16 protein-coding genes are annotated in these 16,425 nt (G+C 68.8%); 7 read left to right on the forward strand and 9 right to left on the reverse strand.

All coding sequences use genetic code 11. The annotated features are described in order from the left end of the window. The first annotated feature begins 104 nt into the window (after nucleotides 1-104). Nucleotides 105-584 carry a nitroreductase family deazaflavin-dependent oxidoreductase gene (locus EBN03_RS14275; protein ID WP_122188730.1) on the forward strand — a complete coding sequence of 160 codons (480 nt, stop codon included), beginning with the start codon at nucleotides 105-107 and terminating at the stop codon, nucleotides 582-584. A 6-nt stretch (nucleotides 585-590) separates the two neighbouring features. Here EBN03_RS14275 and EBN03_RS14280 read toward each other — a convergent pair whose 3' ends face one another. The 3 genes from EBN03_RS14280 to EBN03_RS14290 are packed head-to-tail and all read right to left on the reverse strand — an operon-like array spanning nucleotide 591 to nucleotide 3,066. Continuing rightward, on the reverse strand, nucleotides 591-1,019 hold the full coding sequence (locus EBN03_RS14280; protein ID WP_122188513.1) for an SRPBCC family protein: 429 nt from the start codon (nucleotides 1,017-1,019) through the stop codon (nucleotides 591-593). A 28-nt stretch (nucleotides 1,020-1,047) separates the two neighbouring features. Then, nucleotides 1,048-2,358: a YhgE/Pip domain-containing protein gene (locus tag EBN03_RS14285; RefSeq protein WP_122188514.1), complete on the reverse strand. Its 1,311-nt coding sequence runs from the start codon at nucleotides 2,356-2,358 to the stop codon at nucleotides 1,048-1,050. 57 nt (nucleotides 2,359-2,415) lie between these two features. Further along, nucleotides 2,416-3,066 carry a hypothetical protein gene (locus EBN03_RS14290; RefSeq protein WP_122188515.1) on the reverse strand — a complete coding sequence of 217 codons (651 nt, stop codon included), beginning with the start codon at nucleotides 3,064-3,066 and terminating at the stop codon, nucleotides 2,416-2,418. Between the two features lie 118 nt (nucleotides 3,067-3,184). On the opposite strand from EBN03_RS14290, the gene EBN03_RS14295 reads away from it, so the two are divergent. Then, entirely contained in the window at nucleotides 3,185-3,703 is a 519-nt protein-coding gene (locus EBN03_RS14295; protein ID WP_122188516.1) for an SRPBCC family protein, read from the forward strand. Between the two features lie 21 nt (nucleotides 3,704-3,724). Here EBN03_RS14295 and EBN03_RS14300 read toward each other — a convergent pair whose 3' ends face one another. Further along, complete coding sequence (locus EBN03_RS14300) at nucleotides 3,725-3,922, reverse strand: hypothetical protein (protein WP_122188517.1); 198 nt, start codon at nucleotides 3,920-3,922, stop codon at nucleotides 3,725-3,727. 410 nt (nucleotides 3,923-4,332) lie between these two features. Here EBN03_RS14300 and EBN03_RS14305 point away from each other — a divergent pair, with 410 nt between their 5' ends. Next, a complete protein-coding gene (locus tag EBN03_RS14305) occupies nucleotides 4,333-4,566 on the forward strand; it encodes a DUF397 domain-containing protein (RefSeq protein WP_122188731.1) in 234 nt (77 codons plus the stop codon). 93 nt (nucleotides 4,567-4,659) lie between these two features. Continuing rightward, entirely contained in the window at nucleotides 4,660-5,547 is an 888-nt protein-coding gene (locus EBN03_RS14310; RefSeq protein WP_122188518.1) for a helix-turn-helix domain-containing protein, read from the forward strand. Nucleotides 5,548-5,678: 131 nt separating this feature from the next. Here the strand turns inward: EBN03_RS14310 and EBN03_RS14315 are convergent, their stop codons facing one another. Both EBN03_RS14315 and EBN03_RS14320 read right to left on the reverse strand, forming a co-directional pair. Next, complete coding sequence (locus EBN03_RS14315; protein ID WP_122188519.1) at nucleotides 5,679-5,930, reverse strand: hypothetical protein; 252 nt, start codon at nucleotides 5,928-5,930, stop codon at nucleotides 5,679-5,681. Nucleotides 5,931-6,203: 273 nt separating this feature from the next. Next, nucleotides 6,204-7,031 carry a phosphotransferase family protein gene (locus tag EBN03_RS14320; protein WP_122188520.1) on the reverse strand — a complete coding sequence of 276 codons (828 nt, stop codon included), beginning with the start codon at nucleotides 7,029-7,031 and terminating at the stop codon, nucleotides 6,204-6,206. Between the two features lie 178 nt (nucleotides 7,032-7,209). Between EBN03_RS14320 and EBN03_RS14325 the strand changes: the two genes are divergently transcribed. The 3 genes from EBN03_RS14325 to EBN03_RS14335 all read left to right on the forward strand — a co-directional run bounded on the left by EBN03_RS14325 (nucleotide 7,210) and on the right by EBN03_RS14335 (nucleotide 11,197). Continuing rightward, nucleotides 7,210-8,610, forward strand: a complete 1,401-nt coding sequence (locus tag EBN03_RS14325; protein WP_233608382.1) for a lipase family protein — start codon at nucleotides 7,210-7,212, stop codon at nucleotides 8,608-8,610. Nucleotides 8,611-8,929: 319 nt separating this feature from the next. Continuing rightward, a complete protein-coding gene (locus EBN03_RS14330) occupies nucleotides 8,930-10,309 on the forward strand; it encodes an ABC1 kinase family protein (RefSeq protein ID WP_233608383.1) in 1,380 nt (459 codons plus the stop codon). Nucleotides 10,310-10,579: 270 nt separating this feature from the next. After that, entirely contained in the window at nucleotides 10,580-11,197 is a 618-nt protein-coding gene (locus EBN03_RS14335; RefSeq protein WP_122188522.1) for a cutinase family protein, read from the forward strand. 7 nt (nucleotides 11,198-11,204) lie between these two features. Here EBN03_RS14335 and EBN03_RS14340 read toward each other — a convergent pair whose 3' ends face one another. The 3 genes from EBN03_RS14340 to EBN03_RS14350 form a co-directional block, all read right to left on the reverse strand. Continuing rightward, a complete protein-coding gene (locus EBN03_RS14340) occupies nucleotides 11,205-12,905 on the reverse strand; it encodes a bifunctional metallophosphatase/5'-nucleotidase (protein WP_122188523.1) in 1,701 nt (566 codons plus the stop codon). 57 nt (nucleotides 12,906-12,962) lie between these two features. Next, nucleotides 12,963-14,969, reverse strand: a complete 2,007-nt coding sequence (locus tag EBN03_RS14345) for an SDR family oxidoreductase (protein WP_122188524.1) — start codon at nucleotides 14,967-14,969, stop codon at nucleotides 12,963-12,965. 313 nt (nucleotides 14,970-15,282) lie between these two features. Then, nucleotides 15,283-16,425 (reverse strand): glycosyltransferase, encoded by a 1,143-nt coding sequence (locus EBN03_RS14350; RefSeq protein WP_122188525.1) that lies wholly within the window; start codon nucleotides 16,423-16,425, stop codon nucleotides 15,283-15,285.

The following is a 16,425-nucleotide window of genomic DNA, read 5'->3' on the forward strand; positions in this document are numbered from 1 at the left end:
CGCGATCGGCGTCGCAGCATGCCGATCGTTGGAATATGTGGCGACAGTACAGCTATCGGCCGGTCGAGGTACAGGCGGAGTGGCCGTCGGCTACGGTTGTGCACGTGGAGCATCAACCCTTGGCCCGGCTCGGCCGGTTCGTCGCCGCCCGTCCGCTGACGATGCGCCTGCGGCCCGTGATCACCGCGGTCGAGCCGTGGGTGCGCCGGCTGACCGGCGGCCGCCGGGGTTTGCTCGATCTGGCCGGGCTGCCGTCACTGCAGCTCACGGTTCCGGGGCGGCGCAGCGGCCTGCTGCGGACGGTCTCCCTGCTGTACGTGCCGCACGGTCCGGACACCTTCGTGCTGGTCGGCTCCAATTGGGGCCGGCCCGAACATCCTTCGTGGTCGGCCAACCTCAACGCCGTCGCCGACGCCGAGATCAATGTCGGCGGAGACGTTTTCAAGGTGCGGGTACGTCGGCTGACCGGGGCGGACCGAGATCGGATGTGGCGGTTCGTCACCGACTACTGGTCCGGCTACGGCATGGAACAACGGCTGGCCCGCAACCGCGTGTTCCGGATGTACGAGCTCACCCGAATCTGAACCGGCTCACTGCTCCAGCAGCTGCTTGGCCCGCTCGAGCCGCTGGACCTCCGCGTCCATCGTCTTCTGCACGGCCCGGCCCATGATCAGTCTCTTCAGGCCGGTCAGGTGCGCCGACAGGCTGAAAGTGACGATGGTGCCGGTGCCGGCCGGCGCGAAACTGTACTCGACCAGCGGCCGCAGCGGACCGGACACACCCTGCAATACGACCTGCCGATCCGGGACCAGATCGGTGACGACCACATCGGCGGACACCCCGCGCCCACCCGGGCCGGTGACCGTCTGCCGGTAGATCTCGCCGACCGCGGGTGTGGTGGGACCGGTGATCTCCTGCACCCCCGGGCGCCACGCGGCGCTGTTGGTGGGGTTCGCGAAATACTCGAACACGTCGTGGACCGGGCGCTCGACGATCACCGAGTGGGTGGCTTCGGGCATGGCTCGCAATCCTTTCGTGGCGTATCTGCTAGAGGGCTTCGTGTTCGCCCGGCGGCTGGTAGATCCGGCGCCATCCCTTCCGGTCGTAGTAGACGGTCACCGCGAGACCGAGGATCAGGCCGATGGCCAGGCCCAGCACGGTCATCCACACGCCCCGGGTGAGACCGGCCTCACCCGACGCGTTGAAGTACAGGATGGATCGGACGGCCAGGTACACCTGGTGCATCGGCTCGAACGTGGCCAGCCAGGCGATGTTCCGCGGCACCGCCTCGATCGGGATGGTGCCGCTCGACGACGGCAGCCCGAGAACGACGAACAGGATCAGGTTGATCAGCAGGCCCGCGGTTCCGGTCGCCGCCAGCACGGACAGCGCGGTCACGCCGATCGCGAAGACGGCGAGGGTGGAGTACAGCCACAGTCCGAGTGGATGATCCAGCGGCATGTGCATCAGCGCGGCGATCACCAGATAGAGGCCGGAGACGACCGGGGCCATCACCGCGGTGATCGCCCACTTGAACACCAGCATGCCCAGCCGGGAGATCGGGTGCAGCCGCCGGAGCAGATACCACGGGCCGTACTCCATCGGGAAGTAGCCCAATGCCCCGTCGGTCATGGTGTTGATCATCATGCCGCCGGTGAACCCGGCCAGCAGCAGCATCAGGGTGTAGAAGAAGGCCGTCAGTCCCTGGCCGGTATGGGTGGGCAGCGGACGGTATTCGGACACCACCACATTGATCGGCTCGGCCAGCTGCAACCGCGCGGCACCGGTGAGCTGTGGTGCGGCACCACCGCCGGGTGGCGGCTGCAGCGCGGTGCCGACCTGGTCGAGCAGCTGCTTGCCGACCGTGGTCTGCACCTGGGCGAGTGCTGTGTTCGCGATGCGCTGGAAGAGCGCTGTCGCGTAGGTGCCGGTGCGCGGATTGGTTACGACGGTGATCACCGGGCGTTCCACGTCGCCGGGGACCACACCGGCCGCCCCCAGGATGCCGAGCCGCTTGCTGAAGTCGTGCGGAATGATGATGGCGCCGTAGATCTTTCCGGTCTGCAGCTGCCGCTCGGCGGCGCTGATCTCCAGCATCCGCAGATCGATCTTGTCGGCCGGCACCTGGGCGCGGATACCGTCCGCGATCTGCTGCCCGACGTTCACCTGCTTGCCGCCCAGGACGTCACCGTCGTCCTGGGCGACCACGGCGATCGGGAAATCGTGCAGGGAATCCTCGGGGTCCATGATGTAGCCGAGATACATCACGGCCAGCAGCGCGGACAGCAGAGTCACCACCAGGGTGGGTCGCGCGACCAGGCGCCAGCTGAGTCGGGGCCGCTCGACGTCGGTTGCCATGTCCGAAACGTTATCGTCCGAATCGGGAAACCGCAGGCGCAACCCGCCCGGGTGTGATCAGTTTCCGTTGGGGTGACCCAGCACCGTCAGCGCGGTGGTCCAGTCCGACGCGATGGCGTTCTGGGCGTCGGTCAGTGCGACCTTGCCCGAGCAGATCAGGACGTGCAACTTGTTCTCGACGCTGTCCTTCGGGTTGTTCGGGCCGGCGCCGGGGGTGTGGCCGGGAGACGGGGGTTCGACCCACAGGTTGCGCGGATCGTTCGGGTCGCCGCCGAGTTCCAGGGACAGCAGGTGGTCGTATTCGGCGTCGCGCAGATCGCCGGTGTAACCGTAGGACGCGGCGTTGGCCTTCTTCTCCGGCGTGGTGATATTGCTCGGCGGCCGGATGGTCTGGGTGTAACCGGTTTTACAGATCGTGTCCTTATATGTCTGCGCGGTGACGCGCGGGTTCGTGGCGCCGGGGGTGCAGGCCGGGTCCGGCAGCGGCTGGCCGTCAGTGGTCTTACGGTACTGACAGGTTCCCGGTGCGGGCTGGGCCGCCACGGTGTAGGTGTCGGCCGGACCCGGGCCGGCCGGCACGCGGCCGGGCTGGCCGGGCGGGGCGGATTCGGCGACAGACTGCGAGGTGGAGGCCGAATGTCCGCTGGAGCAGCCGGTGATCAGCAGCGGCAGCAGTGCCACTGCCAGAAAGATCTTGCGCGCGTTCATGGTTTCCTCTGGCCGATGTCGTTGCACTGCCAATTGTGCGGCACCGGTGACGGTTACGTCGCACCCGATCGCGAGCTTTGCCGAACAGGTCCGCAATGTCGGAGATAGCATCGGCCAGATGAGCCGGTTGCAGCGCATCGACATCCGTAGTGAGGTGGACGCGCCCATCGATACGGTGTGGCGGTCGATCGCGTCGCCGGCCGGGGTGAGCGGTGAGATGTGGCCTTATGTCCGGAAAGTGTTGCCGCGCTCGGTGTATCGGATCGGGCCGGCGGAGTTACGGGCGGGGCACCGGCTGGGGCCGAGCATGCTGCTGCTGTTCGGTCTGGTGCCGATCGACTGTGACGACCTGCGGGTGACCCATGTGGAGCCGGGCCGCCGGGTGCGCGCGGAATCGGTCACGCTGGCCCTGCGGAGCTGGCGCCACGAGCGGGCGCTGCGCCAGGTGGGGGAGCGCACGGAGATCTTGGACCGGGTGGTGTTCCGCAGTCGGCTACCGCTGCGCATGATTCCCGGCTTCGACGAGGCGCTGCGTTCGGCGGTGGCCTATCTGTTCCGGCACCGGCACCGGCGACTGCACGAATTGGTGGGTCCGGCACCGGCTTACCGCCGGTGGGGGATGCACGCCTGGTCCTAGGACCGCGGCGGTCGCTGCCGGTTATACGTCGTCGACGTCGAACGACAGATAGGCGGCGGCCGCGATCCAGACCCGGCAGCCGATGTGGCGGTCGTGGTCACCGAGCAGGGCGCGGGCCCGGCGGTAGGTGAGATTGCGCGGTTCGGCCGAGCAATCGGCGGAATTATCGGAATGACCGGCGATTTCGCATGTACCGGACTGCGGCAGCAACTGGGTCATGGAAGCCTCTCGGCAGTAATGGAACGCGGTGGCGACGCCGAAACCGCGAGGCTGCCGGCCGTGGCTGGTGTGGCCCGGGGCGCCTGTACGGCCTTGTTGGTCGTGTGTGCGAGTTTACGGCCGCGTCGGTTGCAGATGCAAGTACATCTGCATGGTCGACCGGGCGGATGCCCGGCTTGTGGCGGTTTCACTTCCCACTGTTGACCAAGATCAAAGGCATTGGTGCGCAAGCCTTCCCGTTTGGGCCAAGGTCTCGATCTCTGGCAACACGCGTGTTACTGTCTGCGTGCAGTGTTCAAATGCAAGAACATCTGAACACACATCTGCAATCGTCGGCACACGGTGAACGCGCCTGGCCTGCTGTCTCGCGGGCCATTCGAATCATTCGGATCGAGAGCATGGAGACGGACATGACGGACATGACTCAGACCACGGCCGCCCGCCTGTCGGGTGTCGGCTGGCGCAAGAGCACGTTCAGTAACCCCAGCGGAAACTGCGTCGAACTGGCCGAACTGGCGAACGGCCTGGTCGCGGTGCGCAACTCGCGCGACCCCGAGGGCGCCGTGCTCGTGTACACCCGCCCGGAGATCGACGCCTTCCTTTCCGGCGCCAAGAGTGGAGAATTCGACGATCTGGCGCTGTGAGCGGTAGGATTGTGCAATCGGCGCGGTGCGGTCAGGGGTAGACCAACGCAGGGCCTCACTGCCGGTGGTCGTCGAGCATCGGAGTAGAGCCTCATGGTCGCAGTACCCGGTCGCGTGGAATCGCTTGTCGCGGAACGTGGTCCGACGGCATTGCGAATCATGGTCGGAGGACAGCTTCGCAAGTTGCGGGAGGAACGCGGGATCACCCGCGAAGCCGCGGGTGAACACATCCGCGGCTCTCACGCGAAGATCAGTCGGTTGGAGTTGGGCCGCACCGGCTTCAAGGAGCGTGACGTCCGGGATCTGCTGACGCTGTACGGCGTCGTCGATCCCGCCGAACGGGAAGCGTTCCTGGAGCTGGTCGTCCAGGCCAACCAGCCGGGCTGGTGGCATCGCTACAACGACCTGCTACCGCAGTGGTTCGAGAACTATCTGGGTCTCGAACACGTCGCCAAGTCGATTCGTACCTACGAGGGCCAGCTGGTTCCGGGTCTGCTGCAGACCGAGGCCTACGCGCGTGCCGTCGTCATGCAGGGCAACGAGAGTGTCGAGGCCACGCGGCGAGTCGAGTTGCGGCGCAAGCGGCAGGAAGTGCTGACCCGGCGCAACGGCGCCTCGCTGTGGGCGGTCATCGACGAGGCGGTGCTGCACAGACCTATCGGCGGTAACGCCGTCCTGCGCGCCCAGCTCGAGCACATGATCGAGATGTCGCAGCGGGCGAACATCACCATTCAGGTGCTGCCCTACTCGGCCGGCGTTCATGCGTCCGTGGGCAATTCGTTCACGATGCTGCGCTTCAGCGAGGCCGAACTGCCCGACATCGTGTACCTGGAGCAGCTCACCAGTTCGCTCTACCTCGACCGGCAGGCGGACCTGGAGTTGTACCGGCAGGTCATGGACCGGCTCAGCGTGCAGGCCGAAGCGCCGGACCAGTCGCGGAAGATGTTGGAGAAGCGGGTCGCCGAACTCGCGGTCGGCTGACCGATTACGGAAAAACGGAAAACCGAAAGGGCCGCACACCGGAAGGTGTGCGGCCCTTTCGAATTCGGAAATAGCTCGAGGTACTCGAAATCCGACGAGCCGCTACCGGCTCGTCGGGCGGCCCGCGACCGTTACTGCTTGATGCAACTCGAGGCGATCCGCCAGAAAGCATCCGGCTGCATCGAGTCGAAATCCCAATCGTTCACCTGCGCGTGCGCGGTGGTGACGATCCGGTCGATATCGAAATCTTCGCGAGTCGCCGCGCCGGTGGATTCCACCGCGTCGATGACGAATCGCGTTGCTGTTTCACGCGAGAAGAAGTCACGCTCGCGCCGGCTCCGGTCGAGAATTCCGAGTCGGCCGAGGTTCGATTGCTGATTCATTCGAGCGCCCCTGACGCCAGGCCGCGAGTCAACCGACGGCGGAAATTGTCCTCCGGTTCACCCTGCGGCTTACTGGTAGTCCCCTGTACTGCCTGACAAAGCAAAGTCTAGGTGCGCGTACCGGTCATATGCAAGTACATCTGCAACTTCGAATGTCTACGCGCGGTGCGTATTTCGGGTGCTGGCGGGTTGCTCACCGCAGGTCTGGCCGGTGGTGCGCCGCGGTGGTGCCGCGGTGGCGCAACGGCGGAATCGGTTGTTCGACAGCGTTGTTCAGGCCCGAGTTCGATGTGTGGCCCAGCGCACAGCGGCGTCGCGGAGGCTGTGGGTCCAGACATTCGGGCGTCGTTGCGCGGTTGCTCGCCACTCCGCGGCCAGGGCTGCGGCGAATACCGACAGCTGGCGGGTACCGGCCATGTGCCAGGCCGGCACCCGCGCCGCGCACCGTTCGGCCTCGGCCGGGGACTGTCCGGCGAAGATCAGCCACACGATCCAGCAGCACGGATCGATCCACGGCTGGCCGCGCGTCGCCCACGGCCAGTCCACCAGATGCGCGGAACCGTCCGGGGTCACGATGACATTGCTGTAGTTCCAGTCGGTGTGCAGCAGGGCATCGCCGGCCAGTAGCGCGATCTCCGCCGGATCGTGCAGATAGCGGCCCCATCGGGCGACCGCATCCTTGAGTTCGACCTCCGGCGGGCACGCCAGCCGGCCCAGCTCCGCCATGGCGGCGGCGGTCGCGGTCAGGTCGGCCGGTGACCGGTAATCCGCGAGATGGCCTTCCAGATGGTCGAATCCGAGCAGATTCCAGCCGCCCGACGCGACCTGCCAGCGCAGCCGCGGCCCGATCGGCCATACATAGCGGCTCAATTCGGCCTCGCGGTGCTGCGACCACACCTCCGGATCGTCGGTGGGGATGCCCTTGACGAAGATCCGGCCCGACGGAGTGTCGATGACTTCGGCCAGGTGACTGGAGAATCCGGCGACGACCGAGTCCGCGCGCGTGACCGGACCGGTCAGCGCCTCGACCGTCGCCCGGGTCGCCGACGGAAGCTGCGCCCAACGTTGCCGATGCGACGACGTCTGAGCGCGGTCCACCATCACACTCGAACATGTACCGCGAAAGTTGTCGCGGGGCAACCGAACCGGTTCGCGTGCTTACCGATACACGTGCAACTGCAAGATCGCCTGGTCACGGTTGCGTCGCCGAAATTGCCGGGCCTGTCTCGATCGCGTGTATGTGCGCTGGATGCGCCTACCGGTGAGTTAACCTCGGGCCGTGCGAATCATCGGGGTGGTTGTCGCATTTCTCGTTCTGAGCGTTCCGCCGACGGCGCAGGCGCAGGGTCCGGCCGGGCCCGGTTTCGCCTTGCCCGGGCCCGATGATCCGGGGCCGGGACTGCCGGGACTGTCGTTGCCCGAACTGCAGCAGTGGATTCAGCGCGCGCTGCCGGCGCCGCCGCTGAATCCGGTGCCCGGCGCCCTCGCCACACCGGCCGGACTGCCCACCGATCTCGCCCGGCTCGCCGCGGCCGTCCAGCCCGACCCGGTCGGCGACCCGATGTTCGACAACTGGCCCGCCGACCTCGCCGACTACGCGCCGGGGGATGTGCTCGAGACGCGCGATGTCACGCCGACCGCCACCCTACTGTCGCTGTGGCCGCTGCAGCGCGCCGAGCAGTTGAAGTTCCGCACCACCGACGCCCACGGCAATCCGTCGTTCGCGACAGCCACCCTGCTGGTTCCGGCGGATGCGTGGACCGGCCCCGGCGCGCGCCCGGTGGTGGTGGACGCGCTGCCCATCGACGCGCTGGGCCGGAACTGCACGCCCGGCTACGACCTGGCCCACGGGTACGGCCCCAAGTCGGCGCCGCTGGAGGAGTCGTTCCTGCCGCCGTCCAAGCAGCTGGCCTTCTCCCGCGGCTACGCGGTGCTGATCCCCGACCACGAGGGCCCCCTGATGGCCTACGCCGAACCCTATGTGGCCGGTCACGCCGTCCTCGACTCGATCCGCGCGGTGCGCTCGAACCTGCCCGGCGAGTTCGGCGACAGCAAGTTCGCCATGACCGGATACTCCGGCGGCGCGATCGCCGTGCACGGCGCGGTGGCGCTGATGGGTTCCTACGCACCCGAACTGTCGGACGTGGTGGTGGGTGCGGCGCTGGGCGGGGTGCCCGCCGACTTCGGCCTGCTCGCGCAGAGCATGAACGCCAATCTGGCCTCCGGCGTCTTCCTGGCCGCGGCGCTCGGGGTCGCCCGCGAGCACCCGGAGTTGTTGCAGCACATGAACAAAGCGGCGGCCTGGGCGGCCAGCTCGCCCCTGAAGGATACCTGCTCGGGCGAGTTCAGCCTGGCGGGTGTGTTCATGCTGCCGATGGACGTGGCCGCCGACTTCCCCGACCCGCTCCACAGCGAACTGGCGGACTCGATGTACACCCTGAGCCGGATGGAAGGCATGAAATCGCCGGTGCCGCTGTACATCTACCACGGGGACCAGGAGTTCTGGGTTCCGGTGGAAGGTGCCAAGGCGTACTTCCGGCAGCAGTGCGATCTGGGCGTGCCCACGGTGTACCGGGGCGTGCCCGGTGAGCACGAACTCGCCAACTACACCGGCTATCCCGGCATGGTCACCTGGATCGACCAACGGCTGCAAGGACTTCCGGCCTCCGACGAATGCTGATACCCGGTCCGGGCAGCCGCCGGGCGGATGCGGGCCGCCACGTTCGGCTGCGCTGCGGACGCGGGCGCGCTACTGTGCCTGTTCCCGGAGCGTTGTGCTGTCTCCGGGACATCTCCCGGCGTGCCGGACGTACCGTGCCGCGATCGCCTGGGTGGATTCGCGGCACCGGCGGGCTCCAGGCCCGGTCCCGCGCGGCGTCCGACGTACACTGTGCGGCAGCCGACACCCGGAGCCGACGCTCGTCACGATCGCGCTCGGGACGGCGCACAGCGACAAGGACGGGTGACAAGCGAGGATGCGGACGCGAGGTGGGTCCACTGTGACAGCTCGAGAGTTCGACACGGCGGCACCGGAGGCCGTGCATCGGCCCGAGCTGGAGAAGTTCGGCTTCGCCGAATGGCGGCGGACAGCGGTGATCGGCAGTGTGCTGGGCGGGTCGATCGCCAAGCGGGTGCTGCGCACCGGCCTGCGGCCGTCCCGGCGGCGGACCGCGATGGCCGCCGGCGTGGTCGACGGGTTCGAGACCCTCGGCCCGATGTTCGTGAAACTGGGCCAGCTGATCGCCTCCTCACCGGCGGCGTTCCCGCGCGAACTGGCCGACGCGTGCCTGCGCTGCCTCGACGACGTACCCCCGTTCCCCGCGGTGGCGGCCCGCGAGATCGTGGCCGCCGACCTCGGCCGGCCGATCGAGGAGCTGTTCGCCGTTTTCGACGACGAGCCGCTGTCGGCGGCGTCGGTGGCCCAGGTGCACGCGTGTGTGCTGGCCGACGGCCGTGCCGCCGTGGTGAAGGTGCAGCGGCCCGATATCGCCCGGCGGATGATCGTCGACCTGCGCGCGGCCTACCGGCTCGCGGGCTGGCTGCGGCGGCGGTCGGAGAACGCCCGGGTCGCCAACACCGAGGGCGTGGTCCGCGATCTGTACGAGGCCACCATCGCCGAACTCGACTTCCGCAACGAGGCCGACAGCCAGACCCGCGCCCGGGAGAACCTGAGCGCCTTCGGTGACAACACCGCGGTCGCGATCCCCGAGGTGTACTGGGACCACAGCGGCCCGCGGGTGCTGTGCATGGAACGCATGTACGGGATGCCGTTGGACCGCTTCGACGATATCCGTGCCGCGCACCCGGATCCGGAGCTGTTGATCCGCCGGCTGGTGAAGGCATGGGTGGAGAGCGTGGTGGTGCACGGGCTGTTCCACGGCGACGTCCACGCCGGCAATCTCTGGCTGCTCGAGGACGGCCGGATCGCCATGCTGGACTTCGGGATCGTGGGCCGCATGGACGGCCCGTGGCGCGACTTCGTGCGGGCCCTGTTCCACGCCAGCGCCATCGACGGCGACTTCCGTCCGGTGGCGCGGGCCCTACGCGAACTGGATCTGGTCGACAGCGAGGCCGGCGACGACGCCACTGTCGGCCGCCAGCTCGCCACCGCGCTCGCACCGGTGCTCAAAGGTAAACTCGCGCAACTCGATATGGGTAAGGTCGCGGCCCGCCTGGTCGAATTCGGTAAGCGGCGTGGGGCGTTCGGGCCCGAGCAGCTGATCCTGATGGGCAAGCAGCTCGGGTACTTCGAGCGGTACGCGGTGGCGTTGGCGCCCGGGTGGCGGCTGGGTCAGGATCTGTACCTGTTCCGCAACGTGTTTCCCGACGAGGTCACCGCCAAGGCCGCCGCCGACGGGGTCGAGCTGCCCCGGGACTGACCTGGTCGCGCGCGGGCACGGTCGCTGCCGTGCGGCGGCACGGAGTTCCGGCGTCGGCCGGGCACCGAGCGAGTTTCTCCGGAATATGCTGGCGTGGCCGAAGATTCGCTGGTGACGGTTGCGCGGCGACTGCGTATCCGTCCGGCGCACCCGACGGCCGTGCGTGGCCGGCGTTCTTACCATGGAGGCATGGGCGAGGACAATAGTCACTGACAGAATTGTGATGCGAGCCGCCTCGCCCACTCACAACGACGTGAGAAGGTGAGAGAAATGGGCTACCGAAAGGGAACTCTGTCCGTCACGTGGCGCATCGCGGGGATGGTCGCGGCAGCACTGTTGCTGGCCGGCCCGTCTGCCCCGGCCGTACCGGCACATGCCGATCCGGATTGCGCGCCGGTACAACTGGTGTACGCCAGGGGTACCACCGAACCCGGCGATCTGGGCGCCGCCGTGGGAGATCTGCTCTACCGCGATCTGCAAGCCACGCTCCCGATGGACATCGATGCCTACCAGGTGCGGTATCCCGCAAACCTTCTCGACCCGAACTCGGTGGGCGACGGCCGAACCGACCTCGCCGCGCACCTGGCCGAACAGTCGGCGCTCTGCCCGCAGCAGCAGTTCATCCTCGCCGGCTACTCCCAGGGGGCGGTGGTCGTGCAGACCGCGCTGCTGCTGCCGGACCTCGCCGGCCGGATCAGCTTGATCCTGCTGTTCGGTGACCCGCTGCCCGCACTCGGCTGGAACGTCCCCGGGCCGTACTCGGACCGGGCCGCGGACTACTGCGCACCGGGCGACCCGGTGTGTGCGGGCGGGCTCGACCCGGCCGCACACCTGTACTACGGCAACGACATCCGGTCCGCGGCCGGACTGGCGGCGTCGAAGTTGTGAGGTGCTGTCAGCGCCGCTGTACGCGCGGTGGTGGGGCGCCGATCGGGCCGGCCGACTTCAGGTACGCCGCCAGGGCGTCGAGGTCGGCAGGACCGATGTCGGCGGTGCCCGTGGCCTCCCGGAACACCGCGAAACCGTCGCCGCCGGCCTGCAGGAAGCTGTTGGTGGCGACCTTGTACTCGGCGGCCGGGTTCAGCGGCGCGTCACCGATCCGCACCGAATCCTGCAGTACCCGAGCGCCTTTCGGTGCACTGTCGTCGTAGGTGTAGGTCAGGCCGGCGATGTCGAGCACGGCCGGCTTGCTGACGTTGTCCCACTGCTGTTCCAGCAGCGCCAGGATCTGACGGCCGGTCAGCGTCACCGCTACCACCTCGTTCCCGAACGGCTGCACGGCGTAGGCCGCGGCATAGCTGATCGGACCGTCGGACAGTTCCGCCCGCACGCCACCGGGATTCATGAACGCCGCGACCGCGCCCTGCGGCGCCATGGCGGCCAGCATCGAATCGGCGATGACGTCACCGAGCGGGGAGTCGCCGCCCGGCGAGGACTCCACGGGCAGCGGCGCGGTCGCGGTGCCGATGGTCTGCTTCGCGCGCGGGTCGGCGAGCCCGGCGTAGTAGGCGACGGTCTTCGCCGTCGCCGGATCGGGCGCGAGGTTGTGGGTCACCAAGCGATTCACGGCTTTCGCGTCGACCGTGCCGTCGTGGAACCGCAGCGCGATATCGGTGATCATCCGGCCGTAGGAGGCGGCCTGGGTCACCACCTTCCCGTCGATCGCGCAGTTGTACCACTGGTGAGTGTGCCCGGTGATCAGCACTTTCACCGCCGGATCGACCCGGTGGGCCAACGCGGTCACGGTGGGGGAGATGTCGGTGCAGCCGTTGGGGTCGACCGGGCCGCCGTGGGTGTTCTGCGCGCCGCCGTCGTGCAGCAGGGCGACGACGGTCTCGGCGCCGGCCTGTTTCATGGCCGGGACGGCGGCATTGATCGCGTCGGTCTCGTCCGCGAAGGTGTAACCCCGGATGCCGTCGGGCAGCACAATGGACGCGGTGTCCGGGGTGACGGTGCCGACCACGCCGATCTTGTGGCCGCCCACGTCGACGATGGTCCACGGCGTGGTCCCGGGTGGTGGATTGCCGGCCGGGTCGGTCACATTGGCGGCCAGATAGCGGAACGCGGCGCCGGTGAACCGCGGGCCGGGCGTGCAGCCGTCGGCGGCGCAGCCACCGTGCTGCAGGCGCGCCAGTTCGGTGACACCGTGGTCGAATTCGTGATTGCCGACCGAGGAGGCCGCCACCCCGATCGAGTTCAGGAAGTCCACGGTCGGCTCGTCGTGGAACAGCGCGGAGGTCAGCGGGCTGGCGCCCACATCGTCACCCGCGGCCAGCACGGCGCCGGCCGGATACTTCGCCCGCAGCCGGGCCAGGTGCGCCGCGAGGTAGGCGGCGCCGCCGGTCTCGTACGGGCCGATATGGCCGTTGGTGCCGGTGGGCGGTTCCAGATTGCCGTGGAAGTCGTTGAGGCCGAACAGATGTACCTCGCCCGGCGCGGCGTCGGGCAGGTCACCGGTGCTGATCGCGGGGAAGGGACCGGCGGGCAGCGGCCCGCTGAGGTCGGGCACCGCGGGGCCCGGGGAACCGCAGCCCGCCAGTAGCACCGCGGCCGTCAGCGCCGCCACCACACCGGACACGCGAGCACGAACGTTCATGACGTCGACTGTGGCATGTCCGGCGGGCGGCGGCGCAACGGGAGGGTGAAAACCCGGCTACCAGGACAGGCCCGGGATGACGTTGGTGAGCTGGGCGGCGGGGGCCGGCAGGCTCATCAGCGGCTGGACCAGGGGAGCGAGGCGCTGCAGCGCACCCGGCCGCTCCAGCGGCGCCGACGCAGCGGCGGGCCGCTCGCCCCGGGCCGCCGCCGAATCGCCGGACAGCCGGAATCCCTGCTGCAGCACCGTCTTCCGCACCGACGGCAGCACCGTCTCCAGGAACTGGGCGAAGGTGCCGATCGGGGTGTCGATGCGGGCCGGCCGGTCCTCCAGGGCGCGGACCACCAGCTGCGCGGCCTGCTCGGGGGAGTGGACCGGGATCGAGCGGTAGGCCTCGGTCGGCGCGATCATCGGGGTGCGCACCAGCGGCATCCGCACCGAGGTGAAAGTGATTCCCGCATCGGCGTTCTCGACCGCGGCCACATCGCTGAAGGTGTCCAGCGCCGACTTGCTGGCCACATAGGCGGCGAACCGCGGCACCTTGGTCTGCACCGCGATCGAGGAGATGTTCACGAAGTGACCGAAGCGGCGCTCCCGCATGGCCGGCAGCAGCGCGAGGATCAGCCGGACCGCGCCGAAGTAGTTGACCGCCATGGTGCGCTCGAAGTCGTGCATCCGGTCGGTGGACGCCAGCACCGACCGCCGGATCGAGCGGCCGGCATTGTTGACCACATAGTCGACCCGTCCGTGGTCGGCGAGCACCTGCTTCACCAGCAGCTCGACCGCCTTCTCGTCGGTGATGTCGCACGAATACTCCTGCGCCGCACCGCCGTCGGCGCGCACCTCGGCCGCGGCCGCGCTCAGGTCCTCGGGATTGCGCGCCACCATCAGCACGGTGGCGCCGCGCGCGGCGACCGCGTGCGCGGTGGCCAGCCCGATCCCGGACGAGGCGCCGGTGATGAGCACGACCCGGTCGCGCAGCGGGTCACCGTCGCGGTGGCGTCGGGCACGGTCGGGGTCGAGGTGCTCGCGCCAGTAGTTCCACAGCTTGTCGGCGTAGGACTCCAGCGGCGGCACCTCCAGCCCGCTCAGGTAGACCTGGGTGGAGTCGGAGACGAACCGGGCGTTGAAGGTGAGATGCGGGGCGACCTCGGCGGGAATGCCGTTGCCGCGCAACACCAGATCGCGGGCCGCGGTGGTGCCCGGCACCCGGCCCAGCAGCCGCAGCGCCGCGCGGGAACCGGGCAGGGTGCCGATGCCGGTGGGCGCGCCCGCGGCGCGGGCGAACGCGCGATAGACGTCGGTGAACTGCTGCTGTCGCGGATCGGTCAGGTGGAAGGTGCGGCCCTCGAGGCCGGCGGTGGTGATCAGGCGCACCATGGCGGCCGCCACCCAGTCGACCGGGACGATGTTGGTGGTGCCCGGATTCGGCAGTGGCAGCGGCAGTTCCGACGGCAGGGCCGCCATTCGGGCGATGGCCGGGAAGAAATAGTAGGGGCCGTCGATCTTGTCCATCTCACCGGTGCGCGAGTCGCCCACGATGATCGCCGGGCGGTAGATTCGCCAGCTCAGGTCCGGCGATTCCCGGACCAGTCGTTCGGCCTCGAATTTGGTGCGGTGATAAGGCGAAGTCAGATTCTGGCCGAGGTCGAAATCGTGCTCGAACCAGAGTCCGGTGTAATCACCGGCCACCGCGACCGAGGACACGTGATGCAATCGCGCGCCCAGGGTGCGGGCGAGCGCGATCACCGCGGTCGTGCCGTCCACGTTCGCCGCACGCGCGGACTCCTCGGACGCGGTCATGTCGTAGACCGCGCCCAGGTGGACGACATGGTCGGCCGCGGGCGGGGTGTCGGCCAGGCCCAGGTCCGGGCTGGTGAGGTCGCCGACCAGGGCGAACACCCGGTCCGTCGCCCCCCAGGTCGCGGCCAGTTCGTCGAGCTTGGCCACCGACGCCTCGCGGACCAGGACGTGCACGACGGCGTGCGGATCGTCGGCGAGCAGGCCGGCCACCACCCGGCGCCCGAGGAATCCGGTACCACCGGTTACCACATAAGAAACCATTGTCGCTCCCCTGCGAATTCGAAACGCGCTGTCACGCGAAGTGATCGAAATGCACGAACGGGTCGTGCGCCCTGCGGTACCGGCACGCGACAATGAATGCGGGCACAATGCAGATATCGGGGGGCGCCGTAAAGCCGTGGCGCCCGGCCCGATGAAGAAAAGTGGATCGAGTGGGTACGTCCTCGTGCCCCGACTCGCGAGTAACTTTACGGTGCAAGCGGAACGGTACGCAAACGCATGCCCGAATTCAGCCTGTGGGAATGGTCACCACACCGCGCGGCAGACCTATATATGTAACAAGAAGTTTCGGATATCAGCGCGGCGAAACTCCGGTGACGACATCGTTCACCACATCGGCCATCCGGGCTCGGAACGCCTCCGGCGCGAACGACACCGCGTGCTCCCGGATCGCGGCGGCGTCGTAGGCGCTGTCGTCGAAATCGCGCATGGCCGTAGCCAATCCGGCCACCACGGCATCGTCGTCGCCGGGTGTGACATGCGCGCCGGACAGGCCGGGCAGCACAGTATCGAGTGCGCCACCGCTCCCCACCGCCAGGACCGGGGTGCCACACGCCATCGCTTCCACCGGCACGATGCCGAAATCCTCCACGCCCGGCATCAGCAGCGCGCGGCAGCGCCGGTACATGTCGAGCAGCACATCGTCGGGGGCCGCGCCGAGGAAGGTGGTCTCCGGGCCGGCGATCGCCTCCAGCGCGGGCCGGAACCGCCCTTCGCCCAGCACGACCAGCCGCACCCCGGCCCGCTGCGCGGCCCGGATCGCCAGATCGGCCCGCTTGTAGGGCACCAGGCGGCCCGCCATCAAGAAGAACTCACCCCGCGACAGCGCGGGATCCGGTGCGAAGCGGTCGATCCGCACCGGCGGATGCACCACAGCGGCCGGCAGACCCCACCAGTCGCGGACCCGGTCCGCCACCGCCGCCGAATTCGCCACCACATGCGTCAAGCGCGGCACCGCACGCAGCTCCGCGCGGCGCGCCAGGCCGCCCAGGGCCGCCAGCGCGAGCTCACCGCCGCGCCCGCCCGCCTCCCGGGCCCGGAACGCCTTGTCCCAGGCCCAGCGGGCCGGGCTGTGCACGTAGGCGACCACCGGGGCGCCGGTGGCGGCCGCGGCCGAGACGGCGAACGAATGGTGGCTGATCACGACCGCGTCGTAGTCGCGCAGCGGCAGCCGCCGCAACACCGGCGGCACCAGCGGCAGCAGCGGCGCGTGCGAACGCCCGCCCAAGGCGCGGTAGGCCGGGTTCAGCGCGGCCGGGTGGAACACCGCGTCGGGCGCACCGGCGGCGGCTCGGACCGCGCTCACACACTCGTCGGTGGCGATCGGCGCGAAAACCGGTGCGCCGGGCCAGGTCCGGAGGAATTCGGCGATCACCGCCTCCGAGCCACCGTATTCGGTGAAGCGTTCGTGGACGATCGCGACGCGGGGTGTGGACAC

The sequence above is a fragment of the Nocardia stercoris genome (assembly GCF_003696265.1).
GTDB classification, from domain to species: Bacteria; Actinomycetota; Actinomycetes; order Mycobacteriales; family Mycobacteriaceae; genus Nocardia; species Nocardia stercoris.